Source organism: Acinetobacter sp. AHP123, assembly GCF_023757925.1.
GTDB classification, from domain to species: domain Bacteria; phylum Pseudomonadota; class Gammaproteobacteria; order Pseudomonadales; family Moraxellaceae; genus Acinetobacter; species Acinetobacter oleivorans.
In genome coordinates this window covers 504,188-522,821 of the sequence record NZ_CP092454.1, presented here as the reverse complement: position 1 = coordinate 522,821, position 18,634 = coordinate 504,188, and the positions used below count along the sequence as shown (strand labels likewise).

18 protein-coding genes are annotated in these 18,634 nt (G+C 39.6%); 12 read left to right on the top strand and 6 right to left on the bottom strand.

Annotation, left to right across the window (positions count from 1 at the left end):
• Window positions 1-63: 63 nt before the first annotated feature.
• From rsfS to MJX77_RS02460, 5 genes are all read right to left on the bottom strand, one after another.
• Entirely contained in the window at window positions 64-465 is a 402-nt protein-coding gene (gene rsfS, locus MJX77_RS02480) for a ribosome silencing factor (RefSeq protein WP_004794586.1), read from the bottom strand.
• 81 nt (window positions 466-546) lie between these two features.
• Window positions 547-1,341, bottom strand: a complete 795-nt coding sequence (locus tag MJX77_RS02475; RefSeq protein ID WP_252060480.1) for a hydroxypyruvate isomerase family protein — start codon at window positions 1,339-1,341, stop codon at window positions 547-549.
• 13 nt (window positions 1,342-1,354) lie between these two features.
• The gene (locus tag MJX77_RS02470) at window positions 1,355-2,224 is read right to left on the bottom strand and encodes an NAD(P)-dependent oxidoreductase (protein WP_252060479.1); all 870 of its coding nucleotides are present in this window, start codon (window positions 2,222-2,224) and stop codon (window positions 1,355-1,357) included.
• A 12-nt stretch (window positions 2,225-2,236) separates the two neighbouring features.
• Window positions 2,237-3,025 (bottom strand): crotonase/enoyl-CoA hydratase family protein, encoded by a 789-nt coding sequence (locus MJX77_RS02465; RefSeq protein ID WP_004794580.1) that lies wholly within the window; start codon window positions 3,023-3,025, stop codon window positions 2,237-2,239.
• A 94-nt stretch (window positions 3,026-3,119) separates the two neighbouring features.
• Window positions 3,120-5,927, bottom strand: a complete 2,808-nt coding sequence (locus tag MJX77_RS02460; protein WP_192835849.1) for a GacS-like sensor histidine kinase — start codon at window positions 5,925-5,927, stop codon at window positions 3,120-3,122.
• Window positions 5,928-6,099: 172 nt separating this feature from the next.
• Between MJX77_RS02460 and cysM the strand changes: the two genes are divergently transcribed.
• From cysM to MJX77_RS02440, 4 genes are read left to right on the top strand one after another with little or no spacing between them, the layout of a single operon-like run.
• Window positions 6,100-7,032 carry a cysteine synthase CysM gene (gene cysM, locus MJX77_RS02455; RefSeq protein WP_005036815.1) on the top strand — a complete coding sequence of 311 codons (933 nt, stop codon included), beginning with the start codon at window positions 6,100-6,102 and terminating at the stop codon, window positions 7,030-7,032.
• Window positions 7,033-7,044: 12 nt separating this feature from the next.
• Window positions 7,045-7,863 carry a 3'-5' exonuclease gene (locus MJX77_RS02450; protein ID WP_252060478.1) on the top strand — a complete coding sequence of 273 codons (819 nt, stop codon included), beginning with the start codon at window positions 7,045-7,047 and terminating at the stop codon, window positions 7,861-7,863.
• A 9-nt stretch (window positions 7,864-7,872) separates the two neighbouring features.
• Window positions 7,873-9,264: a 23S rRNA (uracil(1939)-C(5))-methyltransferase RlmD gene (rlmD, locus tag MJX77_RS02445; protein WP_005302392.1), complete on the top strand. Its 1,392-nt coding sequence runs from the start codon at window positions 7,873-7,875 to the stop codon at window positions 9,262-9,264.
• A 30-nt stretch (window positions 9,265-9,294) separates the two neighbouring features.
• Window positions 9,295-11,601, top strand: a complete 2,307-nt coding sequence (locus MJX77_RS02440; RefSeq protein WP_005302395.1) for a RelA/SpoT family protein — start codon at window positions 9,295-9,297, stop codon at window positions 11,599-11,601.
• Between the two features lie 48 nt (window positions 11,602-11,649).
• Here the strand turns inward: MJX77_RS02440 and MJX77_RS02435 are convergent, their stop codons facing one another.
• On the bottom strand, window positions 11,650-12,423 hold the full coding sequence (locus tag MJX77_RS02435) for an SDR family oxidoreductase (RefSeq protein ID WP_252060477.1): 774 nt from the start codon (window positions 12,421-12,423) through the stop codon (window positions 11,650-11,652).
• Between the two features lie 112 nt (window positions 12,424-12,535).
• On the opposite strand from MJX77_RS02435, the gene mazG reads away from it, so the two are divergent.
• The 8 genes from mazG to MJX77_RS02395 all read left to right on the top strand — a co-directional run bounded on the left by mazG (window position 12,536) and on the right by MJX77_RS02395 (window position 18,633).
• Window positions 12,536-13,342: a nucleoside triphosphate pyrophosphohydrolase gene (gene mazG / locus MJX77_RS02430; protein ID WP_252060476.1), complete on the top strand. Its 807-nt coding sequence runs from the start codon at window positions 12,536-12,538 to the stop codon at window positions 13,340-13,342.
• Entirely contained in the window at window positions 13,311-13,715 is a 405-nt protein-coding gene (locus tag MJX77_RS02425) for a ComEA family DNA-binding protein (RefSeq protein ID WP_252060475.1), read from the top strand. The genes mazG and MJX77_RS02425 overlap by 32 nt, the downstream gene beginning before the upstream one ends.
• Window positions 13,716-13,840: 125 nt before the next feature.
• A complete protein-coding gene (gene pcnB, locus MJX77_RS02420; RefSeq protein ID WP_013198931.1) occupies window positions 13,841-15,304 on the top strand; it encodes a polynucleotide adenylyltransferase PcnB in 1,464 nt (487 codons plus the stop codon).
• The gene (gene folK / locus MJX77_RS02415) at window positions 15,301-15,783 is read left to right on the top strand and encodes a 2-amino-4-hydroxy-6-hydroxymethyldihydropteridine diphosphokinase (RefSeq protein ID WP_013198930.1); all 483 of its coding nucleotides are present in this window, start codon (window positions 15,301-15,303) and stop codon (window positions 15,781-15,783) included. The genes pcnB and folK overlap by 4 nt, the downstream gene beginning before the upstream one ends.
• 46 nt (window positions 15,784-15,829) lie before the next feature.
• Window positions 15,830-16,639 carry a 3-methyl-2-oxobutanoate hydroxymethyltransferase gene (panB, locus tag MJX77_RS02410; RefSeq protein WP_004794557.1) on the top strand — a complete coding sequence of 270 codons (810 nt, stop codon included), beginning with the start codon at window positions 15,830-15,832 and terminating at the stop codon, window positions 16,637-16,639.
• Window positions 16,640-16,642: 3 nt separating this feature from the next.
• Window positions 16,643-17,491 carry a pantoate--beta-alanine ligase gene (panC, locus tag MJX77_RS02405; protein WP_252060474.1) on the top strand — a complete coding sequence of 283 codons (849 nt, stop codon included), beginning with the start codon at window positions 16,643-16,645 and terminating at the stop codon, window positions 17,489-17,491.
• 24 nt (window positions 17,492-17,515) lie between these two features.
• Window positions 17,516-18,367 (top strand): RNase adapter RapZ, encoded by an 852-nt coding sequence (gene rapZ / locus MJX77_RS02400; protein WP_004794551.1) that lies wholly within the window; start codon window positions 17,516-17,518, stop codon window positions 18,365-18,367.
• A complete protein-coding gene (locus tag MJX77_RS02395) occupies window positions 18,364-18,633 on the top strand; it encodes an HPr family phosphocarrier protein (RefSeq protein WP_013198928.1) in 270 nt (89 codons plus the stop codon). Before rapZ ends, MJX77_RS02395 begins: the two co-directional genes overlap by 4 nt.
• Window position 18,634 lies beyond the last annotated feature (1 nt).

Here is an 18,634-nt window from a genome sequence, read left to right as displayed (position 1 = left end):
AAATCTTTGTTTAGTAAATAAAAAAAGCGGCTCAAAAGAGCCGCTTTTTTTAAAAGCAAAATTTTAAGCAACCGACTCTGGGGCGGTACGCCATAAGCTTTCTAAATCATAGAATTTACGAGCTGTTGGTAGCATCACATGTACTACAACAAAGCCGAGATCAATTAAGATCCATTCTGCATCTCGTTCGCCTTCAACACCAATCGGGCGGAAACCGGCTTTTCGAGCTTCTTCTGCAACATTGTCTGCAAGTGCTTTCACATGACGAGTAGAAGTACCGCTCGCAATTACAATAGCATCAGCGACATTGCTAATTGAGCTAACATCTAACTGGAGAATATCTTTTGCTTTTACATCAACTAAAGCGTCGTGGACGACTTTGAGACAAGTTTGTACGTCTTTATTTGAGGTATTCATTGCGAAATCGTGAGAATTAGACACGCTGGGCGATGGTTCTAAATTCATATAGGGTATATTTTCCTGACAATTACTCACTATCTAATATAGTGGTTTTCGCGATAAATTTCAAACAAAACTCGTAACAGTTTATATATTTACATCATCCGAAAAATACTTTTTCTTCCATGTAAATGACTGATTTGAAGTGTTTTCAGGCTTATATTCCGCTGCAATATAGTTCTGATAAGAACTTTGTTTTAACCAAGAAAAAATTTGTTCATAAGGAATTTCAGCTGTATCTGGCTCATGACGGCCTGGACAGTCCGCAAACTGAATGTGTCCAATTGAGTTAATATTCTCTTGTAAACCCTCAAGAACGTCTTCGCCCATCATTGCCATGTGATAGCAGTCATATTGCATTTTTAGAGTAGGGTCGTTGACCGCTTCTAACATTTCTTGTGCCTGCGCAATATTTTGTACTAAAAAGCGGGGCATATCGGTACCGTTAATCATTTCAAAAACGGGTTCTATATCGTGTTCACTGAGTAGGTTGCAGGCAAGTTTTAAATTGGCTGCTAAGGTTTTTAAACAAGGCAGTAAATCGGCATCGAGCGGTTGTTTGCCAGCTAAAATATTAACACGAGGAACCTTTAAGGCAGTGGCATAGCTAATGGCTAACTCTAATGCTTCATGGAAAGCTATTTCTTGGCCGGGAATGCCTGCTAAACCGTTTCCACCTTGCATAAGATCACCGGCCGGCATATTGATTAGACAGAGACTAAGATTATAGCGTTCGAGTTGAGTTTGAATATCTGCAATAGTTAATTCATAAGGGAATTGAATTTCTACATATTCAAAGCCCTGTGCATGGGCCAGAGCGAAGCGTTCAATTAAAGGAACTTCGGTAAAAATCATGGATAAATTGACTGCAAGACGACCCATACTCAAACTCCGTTTATTTTTGCTCTACTAATTGAATCATAGTAGCTAAATCTTTCTCAGCAAAGCCATTTTTTTGGTGAGTTTGTAGCTGTAATAGAGCTTTTTGTGCAACTGGGATGTTTAAATTAACATTGTTAGCCAATGTTACTGCGTTATTAAGATCCTTAGATAATGTTTGAACTTTCCACTGAACTGGCTCAAAGGTATGAGTTGCCATACGTGGAGTTAGAATTTGAAAGGGTTTAGAGTCCGCAAATCCGCCTGCTAAAGCTGGAGCGAGTAAAGTCGTATCTACACCAGCTCGGTCTGCAAGCGCGACAGCTTCAGCAATAAGGGCGCTGTTGGCTGCAACAATCAGTTGATTACAAATTTTGGTAGCTTGGCCAGTTCCAGTATCGCCCATTCGGGTTACACGTTGAGATAAAACATTATAAACAGGCGTTAGTTCTGTAATCGTTTGAGCATTACCGCCTGCAAAAATGACAAGTGTGCCTTGTTCTGCTCCAGCTGTTCCACCTGATACAGGTGAATCAATCCAAATAACGTCATGTGTGGCAGCTGCTTGAGCAAGCGTTTTTGTTGCAGCAACAGATAAGCTTGAGAAATCCACAATAACTTGCTCAGCTTTTAAGTTAGGCTGAATTTTTTCAAATACTGCCTCTACGGCTTTGTCATCTGCCAGACAGATTAAAATAATAGGATAGTCACCAATATTTGAAAGTTCTAAAGGTTGGGCGCCGATATCAATCAGTTCTTCACATGCAGAGAAGGTTCGATTCCAAACCGCAACTTGAAAGCCGGCTTGAATAAGGCGGGTTGCCATCCGACTTCCCATAAGCCCCATACCTAAAAAAGCAATAGGGGTATTACGATCAAAATTCATAATCTAAGCTCTTTATTTATATTGGCGTGGTAAAAAGTTAACTTCCGGATGTTTGTCTTTTTTACGAGCAAGTTTGCTATTTTTACCAAGTAATAATTTAAGTTGCCAGATTTTTTCTAGACGCAATGATTTTTCTGGTTGATGCTCCATTGCATCAAGTACACGTTTTGCCGCTGTGAGGGCATCAGGTGAGCGTTGTAACATTTCAGCTGCAATCTCATGTGCTCTCTCTAGAGGCGAGTCACTTAAATGAGTCACAAGACCGATTTCTTTTGCATAATTTCCGTCAAAAACACGGGCAGTTAAGGTGAGTTCTTTTGCAAGGTCAACGCTAATTAAACCTTTTAATGAGCGAGTAAGTCCCATGTCAGGAACTAAACCCCAACGGCTTTCCATAATCGACATTTTTGTTTCTGGATGAGAAATTCGAATGTCGGAAGCCAAGGCAAGTTGCATACCTGCGCCGAAACAATATCCTTCTAATGCAGCAATAACTGGGACAGGTAAATTCTGCCAAGTCAAAAATGCTTTTTGAAAAAGGCTTTGTCCAGGTTTTACAAGTTCCCAAATGGCAAAAGCAGAGTTTTTCGGATTGTTTAGGTCGGATAAATCAATTCCAGCACTAAACACATTTCCTTCGCCTGTTAAAATAACACAGCGAATATCTCTATCCTTCTTAATTGCTTTTGCAGTTGAAACTAACTCTTTTAATAAGGCAAAACTCATCGCATTGCGTTTGTCTGGACGGTTTAAATATACCGTTGCAATGCCATTATTTTTTTCAATACGTAAGAGTGCCATGAGATTCCCGCTTCTTTTTTTATAGATGAACGGAGCATAACATGGCTGTAATTTGGAAACATGACAGCCCAGTCATGCCTCTTTGATAGAGATGTTAGTCAGGAATCACCAAAATTTGATGGGCTGCACTTTCTACCTCTTTAACGACAAGACCTAGTTCATTAAAGCGCTGCATAACTTCTTCAATGAAACCTTCATCTGCTATACGGCGTTCCTTGCGCAGCGTTGAAATAAATTGCTCAAAGTCACCAGTCACTTGTTGTAGTTTCGGGGCGCCTACATAGCGAGTAGCACCATAGAGGCGATGTAAAACATGTTCAAGTTGAGGGAAGTCTTCAAGCTCAATGAGCTGCTGCATTTCATCTAGCTCAGTTGGAAAACTATCAACTAACATTTTAAGTAAATCTTGCGCTAAGTCTTCTTTATTTGCTGCAAGCTGCAAACTTTGTTGCCAGTTTAAAATTTGTGGATCTAAAGCTTCTGCGACTACATGATGGTCTTTATCTAAGGCTTTTGCTGTAAAGTTGTTTTTAGTCCATTGCGTTAAGATCTGGATGATTTGTTCCATTTGAATTGGCTTGGTGACATAGTCATTCATGCCTACTTTAAGGAGTTTTTGCTTTTCATCGGCAAGTGCGTGGGCGGTGAGTGCAATAATTGGAAGTTGCATTTCTCCGTCTAGTGTCGACTCTAAAGAACGAATAGCACGAGTGGTATCAATGCCTGACATGACAGGCATTTGAATGTCCATAAACACTAAATCAAATGGTTTAAGTTTCTGGTCAATTCGTTCTTGGATCAGGTTAAGAGCTTCTTGGCCACTGAGTGCTTTAGTTGTTTTAACGTTAAGTTCACCGAGTAAGGCTTCTAAAACAATTAAGTTAGGAAGATGGTCATCCACTGCCAGAATGTGTAGACCCTGACCATTAAAGTCTTGTTGTTCCTCTTCAAAAATAGGTTGATCATTTAATAATTGAATGAGTCCGCTTCGACTTAATGGTTGATAGAGAGGGCGAGCACGGTATTCATTGAGCATGTTTGGCTCAAGCGTCATTTGATAGCCATAGACGGCTAAATTGCCTTGATAACGGCTACGGATTTCTTTTAATAACGCTTCAGTGTCGCCGCTATGGTCAACAATGAGCCATGTATTATCTTTCTGATCAAGATGTTTTAAACGGCTAAACAAGTCCAGAATCGATTGTGTTTCGATATGAGGAACATGGTAGTTTTCAAGGTAGTAACGTAAAACACTTGCTGTAGCAGGATGAGCAAGATAAGACACCACTTGTAAATGCTCAAAGTGCGGGTGTTCGATTTCGTAATCTTCATCCACTACAAATTGTGCGGTAAACCAGAAAGTCGAACCTTTTTCTGTTGGAGCACGTTCTTGGTTATCTTCAAAACCAATTTGACCATGCATGAGATGAACAAGCTGTTTAGAAATAGCTAAACCTAAACCTGTACCACCAAATTGACGTGTAACTGAGGCATCACCTTGCGAGAATGATTCAAATAGTTTTTTACGGTCTGTGCCACTTAAACCAATACCACTATCTTGAACACTGAAATGAAGCAGACATTGCCCAATATCATCATGTTCCATACGAACACGAACAATAATTTCGCCATCTGGAGTAAACTTGATCGCATTAGAAATCAAGTTGGTCAAGATTTGCTTGAAGCGTAAAGCATCGCCAATCACTTCTTGTGGAATGTTATCCGCATAGTAAAAAGCCATGGCGATATGTTTTTGAGCAGCCAATGGAGACAGCATATCCATGACATCAAAGATGGCTTCTTCTAAATCAAAAGGTGCTGTTTCAAGTTCTAACTTACCTGCATCAATTTTCGAGAAATCTAATACATCGTTAATTAATGCCAATAAATGGGCAGATGACTTGCGAATGGTTTGCAAATAAAGATTTTGCTCATTATTTAAATTTTGTTGACGAAGCAATAAATGAATAAAGCCATCAATACTGTTTAGAGGTGTTCGAAGCTCATGACTAATATTTGCCAAGAAAACTGACTTCGCTTGATTTGATGAAATCGCTTGGTCACGTGCTTGACGATAAGTAATGTTTTGGACTTCTAAGGTATCTAGTGTTCTGCGTAAGTCTTCTTCTGTTTGTTCAGTGTGTTCTTTTAATTCTAAAAAGCTAAAGTGTAATCGCTTAACAACATTTGCAATATCACGCTGTAATAAGCGTAGCTCCCCAGTACTGTTAATGACTAGGTGCTGATCTAAAGTATCTGCATTTAGGCGTTGTAACTGCATGCGAATTTCATACATCGGCGCAATCCAGCGACGAGAGTAAAAATTCAAGCACAGTAAAAGTAATAATAAGGTCATTAATCCAGTAATGACGAGGGCAATCATAATGCGATAACGTGCCAACTCTAGAGGCTGGTTATCCATTTCAATCATTAACCAAACTGGGGCTTTTCCTGCTTTATTGCTAATTTGCAGTCCATAAATATTGTTGTGGTTATAAGAGATTGGACCGAAAAAACTATTATTACTAGGAAAACTTGGCCAATAACGATTATCACGATAACCAATACTTAAATAAGTCTGTCCATTGTTATCAATTAATACCGCGCGTTTAAGATTTTTTTCGCTAAACATGCTTTGCATAATGTGCTGAGCATGATCGTATTCATCGGGTTCTAGTTCGACTAGCGTATATAGATCTTTCGCAATTTGATTGTAGCGAGCTAAAATTGCTGAGGCGTGATGTAGCTGTTGTTGTTTTACCGAATGTGACGTTTCAGTTAAAACCAGAAAAGCACCGACCCCTGTTAAAATCATAATCGGCACAAAAATTAGAGCAATCAATTGCCCATATGCATGATTCAGACGTAAGCGTTTCGATAAGGTTTTATTGAAATTAGACATGGCTACATCAGATTTATCTCTCTGTACGGCATCTTATCACGCTTTATTTTAAAACAGACGGCATTTTATAAATGACCGAGCTTTAATCGCTTTCATGAAAAAGCATATTGAAATGGGTGCAGTAACGAGCATTTTTTCATACAATAGGCGCACCTCGATATAGGTATTGATCATGAGTAATACACAACCTGACTTTTTGGCCGACGAATTTTTGTTAGATCACTATGTAGGTAAGACACCTCTAGTTCGTTTGCAGCGATTAGCTTCTCATACGCAAGCGACGGTTTTAGCAAAATTAGAAGGTAATAATCCGGCAGGTTCTGTAAAAGACCGTCCTGCATATAACATGATTATGCAGGCAGAAAAACGTGGTCAAATTAAGCCAGGCGACACCTTGATTGAGGCAACCAGTGGGAACACAGGTATTGCTTTGGCAATGGTTGCTGCAATGCGTGGCTATAAAATGAAACTTATTATGCCGAACAACATGAGTCAGGAGCGTAAAGATGCGATGCTGGCTTATGGCGCAGAGCTGATTGAAGTAACACCGCAGCAAGGTATGGAAGGTGCACGTGATTTAGCCTTGCAAATGGAAAAAGAAGGTAAGGGGCACGTTTTAAATCAGTTTGGTAATCCTGATAATGTTGAAGCTCATTACTTAACAACTGGTCCTGAAATTTGGAAACAAACAGGTGGGAAAATCACCCATTTTGTAAGCTCAATGGGTACGACTGGTACCATTATGGGTGTTTCTAAATATTTAAAAGAACAAAATCCAGATATTCAAATTGTTGGTTTGCAACCAGCAGATGGCTCAAGCATTGCTGGTATTCGCCGTTGGCCAAAAGAATATTTACCTACTATTTTTGATAGTAGCCGTGTAGATCGTACTATTGATATTCCACAAATTGATGCTGAAAAAACCATGCGTAAATTAGCGCGTATGGAAGGCATTAGTGCAGGTACATCTTCAGGCGGTGCGGTATGGGCATCCATCAAAATTGCAGAAGAAAATCCAGATGCTGTTATTGTTTGCATTATCTGTGACCGTGGCGACCGCTACTTGTCTACAGGATTGTTTTCAGTACAGGACGATAACTCATAATTGAGAGAAATAATGCGTTTCCCTACCTTAGTTTTTGATATTGAAACTTTAACTGATTTAAAAGCGGGAGCGCATTTATATCATCTTGATTTACCAGAGGCTGATGTAGAGCAAGCATTGACTAAACTCCGTCGTCAAGAATCAGGCATGGATTTTCAACGCTTACCTTTGCATGAAATTGTTTGTATTTCTGGTCTATGGATTGATGAGTCTGGTTTTAGATTATTCTCTTTTAGTCGTGAACAATATTCTGAAGCTGAGATTTTGCAAAAGTTCTTGTCAATTTTTGATAAGCGTCATCCGACTTTAGTGAGTTGGAACGGCTCACAATTTGATTTACCCGTTATTCTGTTTCGCGCGATGTATCATGGGCTTTCTGCACCGGGTTTGTTTGATCAAGGTGAGATTGATAGCCAGAAGCGTTTTAATAATTACCAAAACCGTTATCACCATCGCCACATTGATTTAATGGACGTGATGGCAATGTTTAATGGGCGTAATTTTCAAAAGCTTGATGATATTGCCTGCATTTTAGGTTTGCCGGGTAAACGTGGTGAATCGGGTTATCATGTGCCTGAATATGTTCGTAATCAACAATGGTTAAAATTGACTAGCTATTGTGAAGGGGATGTACTCAATACATGGTTTATTTATTTGCGTTGGCTGATACTAAAAGGCCAGTTGAGCGTAGATGAACATAACCACTGGATTAGTTCGAGTATTGAATATTTACAGACTATGCCGCAGCAGTCTGACTTTCTTGAAGTATGGGAACGTACTTCGAAACATACTGAATTTACTTCTCACTATTTTAATCCTTCAGATTTTTAGGTTCATCCTTTGAAACAACAAGCCAAATCTCGTAAGCCTCAACAACCTGAATATATTTTTCAAGTTGAAACACTTTCTCATGAGGGGCGAGGAATTGCGCATTATGGTTCTCATCCTGATCATCCAGCAGATAAGCATGGCAAGAAAGTTTTTATTCGCTATGCATTGCCTGGAGAAATTGTAAAGGCTCAGATTACCCATCAAGCAAAGCGTCTTGAAGAAGCTGAGATGGTGCAGTTGTTAGGAGAGCCTTCAACTCATCGCATAGATGCAATTTGTCCTCATTATGGTATTTGCGGTGGCTGTAGCATGCAGCATATCCATCCTGATGAACAAATCCGGTTAAAGCAAAGTGTGCTCCAATCGCATTTACAACATTTTGCAGGAATTCAGCCTGAACAGTGGCTTGAGCCAATTCGATCTTTACAAACAGATTATCGTCGTCGTGCTCGAATAGGGGTGCGCTATCTGCCAAAGCCAGATCGCTTAATTATGGGGTTTCGTGAACATCATAGTAATCGGCTAACTTCTATCCACACTTGTAGTGTTTTGGATAAAAAACTATCAGATAGCTTGCCTGAGCTGCGTACTTTACTCCAAAGTCTAAAAGGCAAAGCGCATATAGGTCATGTAGAATTAGCAAAAGGTGATCATGAAATTTCTTTGTTGGTTCGTCATGTAGAAAAATTAAACAATTCTGATGTCAACCAATTAAAGCAATTTGCGTTAGACAAAGGGTGGCAGTTGTATTTGCAGCCTAAGGGGCCTGAAAGTATTCATCGTATTGATGATGAAAAAGGTGCTTTACGTTTACACTATGCTTTAGAGCAGTTTGATGTAAATTTTGCTTTTTCGCCATTGGATTTTACTCAGGTCAATGCCACAGTAAATGAACAAATGGTTCAATTGGCATGTGAATTGCTTCAATTGCAACCAGGTGAAAAGGTACTTGATCTATTTTGCGGTTTAGGCAATTTCTCACTCCCGTTAGCACGATGTGTTGGTGAGAGTGGTCAGGTTGTCGGTGTGGAAGGGAGTGAAGAAATGGTGCAGCGGGCAACAGCTAATGCAAAATGCAATAGTTTGGTGCAAGCAACCTTCTTTTCACAAGATTTAACAAAAGATTTTTCGCATCATTCTTGGGCAAATCAAGGATTTGATGCATTATTGATTGATCCTCCTCGTGCTGGTGCATATGAAATTATGCAGTATGTATCAAATTTTGGAGCAAAAAGAATCGTTTATGTATCATGTAATCCAGCTACACTGGCAAGGGATGCGGGTGTTTTGGTCCAATATGGTTACCAGTTAAAAAAAGCAGCTGTGATGGACATGTTTACGCACACAGAACATGTTGAATCCATTGCACTATTTGAAAAAATTCAAGAGATAAACGATTAAAAACATGAGTTACATATTGAGGAGAATGGTATGGTCACAGTACGTGAACAGTTACCTGAACAACTAACTGAGTTGTCCGAGGAAACGACTGTAGAGCATGCCGCCGAAACGCAAATCGGTTTAGCCTCATGGTTGGATCGGGTGCGTGAAATATTAGACGGGGCGAAGCTTGAACAGCTTGAGCAGGTTGCTCATTTAACCCTGCAAAAAGAGTTGGATTCAACGGTTAATCATCGTTCAAATACTTTCGCTACAGGCGTTGGAATGGCTGACATTCTGGCGCATCTACATGTAGATGAAGATACTCTATCGGCAGCAATGCTCTATCGTAGTGTGCGTGAAGACATTACTGATATAGAAGAAGTAAAACAGAAATTTGGGGAGCAGGTCTATAACCTTGTCAAAGGCACTTTGGCAATGGGTAAGCTCTCGGAACTCATTGAGAAAAATAAACGGTTAGAAGATCATTTTAATAATAATCAACGAGAACATTTAAGTGGCATTTATAAAATGCTGATTTCGGTTACCGAAGATGTTCGAGTTGTTTTAATTAAACTTGCTGAACGTACGTATTCTTTACGAGAACTAGCAAATTCATCTCGTGAACGTCAAGAACGCGTAGCACGCGAAATTCTTACTATTTATTCGCCATTAGCGCATCGACTCGGTATTGCTCAGCTTAAGTGGGAACTTGAAGATCTCGCTTTTCGCTATTTAGCTCCAGATCGTTATAAAGAAATTGCGTCATTACTGAATGAAAAACGATTAGAGCGCGAACACTATATTCAATTCGTGATTGATCGTTTAAAAAATGAGTTAGCGTCTTACGGAATCGAGTCAGAAATCACAGGTCGAGCGAAGCACATTTATTCGATTTATCGAAAAATGAAAAGCAAAAACCTGAGTTTTGATCAGCTTTATGATATTCGTGCCTTACGTGTATTGGTCAATAGTGTTCCTGAGTGTTACCACTCTTTGGGTATTGTTCATCAAATCTGGCGTCACATTCCGCATCAGTTTGATGACTATATTACCAACCCGAAAGCAAATGGTTATCGCTCTTTACATACTGCTGTAATTGCCGAAAATAAATCGCTTGAAGTACAAATTCGTACTCATGAGATGCATGACGAAGCAGAATTAGGCGTATGTTCGCACTTTAACTATAAAGAAGGTTCAAAGAATACCGACCATTCCTTTAATCATCGTTTGCATTCATTGCGTGCTGTTTTAGAGCACTATCAAGAGCGCAATGAAACGACGGTACATCAGAACGAAGATGAAACAGAAGGCTTTGAACAGTTACAAGACTTTGAAGGCTTTGAGAAGATTTACGTTTTTAGTCGTGATGGTGATATTAAGGAATTGCCACGTGGCTCAACAGTTTTAGATTTTGCTTACCATGTGCATACGGAAGTAGGCAACAAGTGTTATGCAGCGCGAGTTAACCAGCGCTATGTGCCACTTACCTATACTTTAAAAACTGGTGAGCAGGTTGAGATTTTAACTAAAAAAGATCGTGATCCAAACCGAGATTGGTTGGTCAATTCTTTAGGTTATATTAAAACCTCTCGTGCTCGTGACAAGCTGCGTCATTGGTTTAGACAGCAAGATCGTAGTAAAAATCTTGAAGTTGGCCGTGAACTTCTTAATAAAGAGTTAGCTCGTCTAGCGATTCACCCAAAAAGTATCGACCTAAATGATTACTCATCACATTTTAACGTGAAAACGGGTGATGACATTTTGGTGAGTCTAGTAAGCGGTGATATTAGCTTACATGCCTTGATTAATCAGGTGAACCGTCAAATGCATCTAGATCAGGATGAACCTGAACTAGTGCTTAAACCAGCATTAAATCCACGCGCTAGCCATACGTTATCGGCTCATGGAATTTTAATTGATGGTTTAGACAATGTAGAGCTGCACATCGCGCAGTGCTGTCAGCCTGTACATGGTGAGTCAATCGCTGGATATATTACTTTGAACCGTGGTGTTAGCATCCACAAAGTAATTTGTTCAGACTACCAACGTATGATTAAGCAAGAACCAGAGCGTGCTGTTGAAGCCGATTGGGAAATGCAACCAACACGTGGTCAAAGCGTTCAAATTGTGGTGGAAGCGTATGATCGTCGTGGTTTGCTTAAAGACTTAACTCAAGTGATTTTCTCTGACCAAATCAATATTCGTCAGGTCAATACAATTTCTGAGGCAGATGGTATTGCCAATATGAAGTTGTTAATTGAGGTTAAGGGTTTAGCACAGCTTTCTCGCTTATTGGCTCGTTTAGAGCAACAGCCTGGAATTATTAGTGCGCGACGCATGATTCAAGGTGTTTAAATAAATTGAGTAAAAAGGCTGTCAAATGACAGCCTTTTTTATATTGGATTATTTTCTCGATAAATAAATGTTAGTGAGCCGATTTAAAAACTGTGGGCTTAAAGTTGAGAGTTGATAAAGTAGTTTGGTTTTTATCCCAACTGGAGTGTGAGTAGGCGTCCAGAAATGAACCTTTTTCTCTACAAGTGTAAGCACCTGCTGAGCAATATCATTTGGAGTTAAATCTATCCCCATATTTTGAATTGTACCTGCATCCATATTGTTAACCATTGCAGTTTGCACAAACAGCGGCATCACATCTAAAACGCGAATACCATATTTTTTCCATTCCACATCTAAACCCTCAGTAATTCCTCGAACAGCAAATTTACTGGCTGAGTAAGAAATAAGGTCAGCTTGCCCATAAATTGCAGAAGCTGAAGATAGATTGATAACACGTGCAAAAGAAGCTTGCTTTAAATAAGGTAGGGCAGCATGACAGCCATTGATGACACCGTTTACATTAATATTTATTGTTCTTTGGTGAGCTTTAATATCAGTTGTTTCAAATGCACCAGAATATAAAATACCGGCATTATTTACTAAGATGTTGAGTTCGCCAGCCCATTCAGTAAATTCTTTTAATATGTGTTGCCATTGGTCGTAATCACTTACATCTAGATAGCCGGCACGGGCATTTGGCCCTAAGTCGTTGGCCAATTCTTGAGTAAGCGATTCATTAATATCATAAATGCCTACTTTATATCCTTGTTTGTAGAATACACGTGCAATTTCAGCCCCAATACCTTGAGCGGCACCACTAATCAGAATACTGTATCTCATCTTTTTTCTCTTTGTCAGTACAATAGTGCGACTGATTTAATCGCTTTGATTTTGATCATAACAAATTAAAATCTTAGTTTTACTGACCGACTTTTTAAACTTGAGGGTTACCATGGATAAATTGCTTAAAATCATGCAAGAGTTACGAGAAAAATGTCCATGGGATCAAGAACAGACCCCAATATCACTGACTAAATATGCGATTGAAGAAGCATATGAAGTTGAGGCTGCTGTTCGTCAGGGTAATATCGATGAAATCAGAAATGAGCTAGGCGATTTGTTATTACAAGTCGTGTTTCAATCACAAATGTTTAGTGAGCAAGGTGCTTTTAACTTTCAAGATGTTGTTGAAGCAATAAGTGAAAAGTTAATACGCCGTCATCCACATGTTTTTCAGGCAGATCAATTTAATAACTTAACGCCAGAGCAAGTAAGTAAGCTTTGGAAACAAATTAAACAGCAAGAAAAACAAGGCAAGCCGCAATCAAGGTTGGATGAAATTAAACATGGTCCAGCTCTATTGCAGGCACAAGAAATTCAAGAAAATGTAGCAAAAGTTGGGTTCGACTTTGAAACCGTAGAAGATGCTTATGGAAAACTAGAAGAAGAGCTCGATGAGTTTAAGCAAGCACTAAAAAATCAAAATATTGATGAAATTCAAGATGAATTTGGAGATTGCCTGTTTTCATTAGTCAACGTAGGACGTAAACTTGCGATTTCAAGTGAAACCTCACTTTTATCAACAATACATAAATTTAGAAGTCGTTTTGCTTTTGTTGAAGATCAAGCACGAAAACAGCAAAGAACATTAGAAGACATGACCTTGTCTGAAATGGATGAATTGTGGAATCAGGCAAAGCGGCAGTTAAGATTAGGGGAAAAAACACATGCATCTCAGCATGAATCTTTGGAAGAGTAAGTCTTATATTTTTATTATTTTATTTTGGAGCCTGATTTCTTCAACCTTTGTTCAGGCTCAATCTTTTGATCAAAATTTTAAGGAGTGGAAGGCTAAACAGCAGATGTATGATCAGAAGTTGAGCATGCAACACGCCTCGCATTCTAGCGTTCCAAAAAGCTCTGCCATGACTGACTCTTCGGGACAAGTTCACTTGAATCAAGCCAATATTGATGAGCTTCAAAAGCTAAAAGGTATTGGTGAGAAAAAGGCTCAAGCGATTGTAGAATACCGTCAAAAGAATGGTGGCTTTAAAAATATTGATGAATTTAAAAGTGTAAAGGGTATTGGTCCAGCCATTTTTGAAAAGAATAAAGCGCGTTTGACTTTATAAATCATCTGTTTGTCAATTGTCATTTCATGCGCAAACTACAGAGAATCAAATTGCCCTTTGTGTGCGTTAGAGCTATGATTAGCGACAACTTGTTATTTACGTCCTGACGTAGGAGACAGCGTCTTTTGCAAACCTTGCGAGCGTCAAAATGTGGTTTGTCCACAGCCCAACTTCCTTCTTCGATTTTAGATGTGATCGATAGCCTGACTAAAGCTGGCTATGAAGCTTATATTGTTGGGGGTGGTGTCCGTGATTTAATGCTAGGGTTTAATCCTAAAGATTTCGATGCAGTGACCAATGCGACACCTTCTCAAATTAAAGAAGTTTTTGGCAGACGTTGCCGAATCATTGGTCGTCGATTTGAATTGGCACATGTCTATTCAGGGCGTGAGCTTATTGAAGTTGCTACATTCCGTGCCCCTCCTAAAAAAGCAGTCACTAGTGCCTCAGGCATGATTTTACGTGACAATAATTGGGGTACTATCGAACAAGACTTTGCTCGACGTGATTTTTCAATTAATACGCTATATTACCAACCGCGTAAGAGTATTGTGCTCGATTTCTGCAAAGCAATTGACGATGTAAAAAATAAAACTCTACGTTTATTGGGCGATCCGGCACAGCGCTTCGAAGAAGACCCAGTGCGTATGCTGCGAACTCTACGTTTTGCAGCTAAGTTAAATTTCAAAATTGATTCAAATATTCTCGATATCTTTGATGCTGAAATGACGCAATTACTGCGTGATGTCTCTCCGCATCGTTTATACGATGAATCTCAGAAGCTGTTCACAATGGGGCATTTGGCGCGTGTTCTGCCAATGTTGATTGAGTTTGGTGTCTGGAAGCAACTCTTTGCAGATATTCAGCCGAACCTCACTCCATTTATTCTAAGAGCAGCAAAGAATACAGATCAACGTATTCAGGTTGGGAAAACAATTAACCCAGCATTTTTCTATGCAGTCTTATTGTGGCAACCATTTTTAGAGCGTTGTGAGTTTTATTTATCTAAAGGTATTGTGCCGGCTGAAGCCCGTGCGCAGGCAGGTTTAGATGTCTTAAAACGCCAAGCAACACGTACAGTTATTCCTCGCTTTGCAGAAACTTTTATTCGTGAAGTTTGGGAAATGCAGACCCGTTTGCTTAATCCAAAACCACAGCAAATAGAAGCATTGGCTGGACATGCTCGCTTCCGTGCAGGTTTTGACTTCTTATTACTTCGTGAAAAGTCTGGTGATGACACAACACAAGGAATGGGAAGCTGGTGGGAAGCCTACCAAGAAATGTCAAATGACGAAAAAGAAGCTGCGATTAGCCAATATAATCGTCAGAAAGCTAGAAACCGTCGTAAAGCTGTTGCTGAACCTATTGAAAATAATAAAGTTGACACGGAAATTGAACCTTTGGTTGATATTCCGGAACCACGCACTCGCCGTGGGAAAAAAGAACGTACTAGACAAGATCAGGCAGTTGGCCGATTTGTTGAAAAAGCGACTACTTCTGAAGCAGGCGTGATAGGCGATCATCCAATTTTAAAACGTAAGCGGGTACAACGTGATTTAAGCCAAGTCGTCTTTGGGCCAACGCAATGACAATAACCACTTATATTGGTTTAGGAAGTAATTTAGGCGATTCACGTCAAATTTTATCTGAAGCCATTGCTAAGCTTAAGACGTTAGGAATGGTTAAAGTCTCTAGACTTTATCAAAGTCCGCCTATGGGACCTCAAGATCAGCCAAATTATTTAAATGCAGTTGCAGAATTAAATACCGATCTTGCGCCTTTAGATTTGCTGGATCATTTACAACGTTTTGAGCAAGAAGCTGGTCGTGTACGGCTTCGTCGTTGGGGTGAGCGAACCTTAGATCTGGATTTGCTTATTTATGGCAATGAAAAAATTCACAATGAGCGCTTAACTGTGCCGCACATAGGAATTTTACAACGAGATTTCGTTGTGATTCCTTTATTAGATTTAGATGCTGATTTACAGATTAATGATCAGCCACTTAAAAATTTAGAACTGATACAGCAGCCAACGCTGACTGTACTTGCGGATGAGTCTTGGGCTTAAGCTCTCGATTCATTATGTTCTGCAAACTCCTGTAGAGGATATCATCATGATTAGTCTAAGTGACTTAAGAAAATTTAAAGCCGAAGGACGTAAGTTCTCTTGTCTAACTTGTTACGATGCAAGCATGGCAAAAGCAATGGAACTTGCTGAAATTGATACAATCTTAATTGGTGATTCTCTTGGAATGGCAATTCAAGGGCGAGATTCAACTTTGCCAGTAACCGTTGAAGATATGGCTTATCATACGGCAGCAGTACGCCGTGGTAATCAACATGCCTTGATTATGACTGACTTGCCATTTATGAGTTATGCAACCTTGAATGATGCTTTGCAAAATGCAAGAACAGTCATGCAAGCTGGCGCTCAAATGGTGAAAATCGAAGGCGGTGCATGGTTAAGTGAAATCGTGCAGGTTTTAACCCGTAATGGCGTACCTGTTTGTGTACATTTAGGCTTAACACCTCAATCTGTACATGTATTCGGTGGCTATAAATTACAAGCTAGAACACGTGAAGCAGCAGATCAGCTTATTGCTGATTGTACAGCAGTGGTTGAGGCCGGTGCAGCGGTATTATTACTTGAATGTGTTCCTGCTCAGTTGGGTCAAGAAATTGCTGAATTATTCCCAAATACTCCTGTAATTGGTATTGGTGCAGGTAATGCCACTGATGGTCAAGTGCTGGTTGTACAAGATATGTTGGGTTTAACTTTTGGTCGAGTTGCGCGTTTTGTACGTAACTTTATGAAAGAACAATCAGGTGAAACTGCCATTTTAGATGCTTTTAAAGCTTTTCATGCTGCTGTGCAGGATCAGTCATTTCCTGCCAAAGAACATACTTTTCACGTTGAGCTGTAATTCATGAAAACAGAAACCACCATACAAGGTCTTGCAGCCTCTTTAAATCCTGCTAGAGCTGCACGTAAAATTATTGGTTTTGTCCCAACAATGGGAAATCTACATGAAGGGCATCTCACACTTGTTCGTGAAGCGAAAAAGCTATGTGATGTTGTGGTTGTAAGCATCTTCGTAAATCCGACTCAATTTGGTCCAGGCGAAGATTTTGACAGCTATCCTCGTACTTTAGAGCAAGATAGTCGCCTACTTGCTGATGTCGGCTGTGACATTATTTTTGCACCATCAGTTGAGCAAATGTACGGTACACAACCACGTTTAACGAACATCAGTGTCAGCCAGATTACAGATGCTTTATGTGGTAGTTCACGTCCAGGACACTTTGATGGTGTAGCTTTGGTTGTAACTAAGCTCTTTAATATTGTGCAACCGAATTACGCTTTCTTTGGACAAAAAGATTACCAACAGTTAGCCGTTATTCGTCAGTTTGTACAAGATTTAAATATTCCTTTAGAAGTGATTGGCGTGCCAATTGTTCGTGCAGCAGATGGTTTGGCGCTTAGCTCAAGAAATGGTTATTTAAGCGCTGAGCACCGTCAGATCGCTCCGGTTATTTATCAAAGTTTGAAGCAGGCTGAGCAACAGTTACATCAAGGCAAAGATTTGCAACAAGTTGTAGAAGATATCAAAACTCAGTTGACAGATAATGGTTTTGTTGTTGATTATGTCGAAGCTCGTCAGACAAATCTGTTACCTGCTACTCAATTTGATCGTGATATTGTGTTGTTTGTCGCGGCAAAACTAGGTTCAACTCGTTTGATTGACAATTTAGAAGTTGCCTTTACACCCCAATAAAAGAGATCAAAGGACAGCCATGCCATGAAGCGTATACTTATCGTGACAGGACAGTCTGGTTCAGGAAAATCTTCAGCCCTTCAAGTATTAGAAGATTTGGGCTATTACTGTATTGATAATTTGCCTTTGGCATTGCTGCCTGAAATTGTGGCAAAGCTAGATCATGAAAACAATCTGGAGCAATTAGCTTTAGGTGTGGATGTAAGAAGTACTCGAGCAGATATGCAAGAGTTCGATCATGTGTTTGAGCAATTACAAAGGCATGGAACTGTTGATGTTATTTACTTGACGACACAAGATCAGGATTTGATTGCACGTTTTAGTGCATCGCGTCGCCCGCATCCATTAGCTAATCGTTTTAAAAGTCTGTTGCAATGTATTCATGAAGAAAAGCAGTTACTGCTTCCAATTCAGTTCCGAGCTACGGTTCATATTGATACAACGGATAAAAGCGTTCATGATTTAAAGCATATTTTACTGTCTAAATTGGGGCAGTCAGATAAGCTTATTGTCATATTGCAGTCATTTGGATATAAACATGGCATTCCTTTAGATGCCGATTATGTTTTTGATGTACGGCATTTACCAAATCCGCATTGGGATTTAGAATTAAGACGTTTTTCTGGTTTGGATGAGCCAGTAAGACTATTTTTAGAAGCAAGTCCGCAAGCAAACGAAATGTTTGATGATATTCTTCACTTCTTAAAAAAATGGCTTCCCGCATTTGCTGAAGGACATCGTCACTATATGACGATTTCTATTGGTTGCACTGGGGGGCAACATCGTTCGGTTTATATCGTAGATAGACTAAAACAAGCACTTGAGGCAGAATGGTCTGTTCAGGTCTTACACAGAGAAATGAAGCACTGGTCATGATAGACACAACTGTTGATGTAATTAATAAACTCGGTTTACATGCTCGTGCATCAGGAAAACTGATAGAGGTCACTACAAAGTTTCGTTCGTCGATCCAGATTGGAAAAGGCGATCATTTGGTAGATGCAAAAAATATTATGTCTTTGCTGATGTTAGGTGCAGGTAAAGGGACCACTTTGCGATTGGTCATTGATGGTACCGACGAAGAGCAGGCATTAAATGAAGTACTGGCGTTATTCGCAGCAAAATTTTATGAGGCAGATTAAT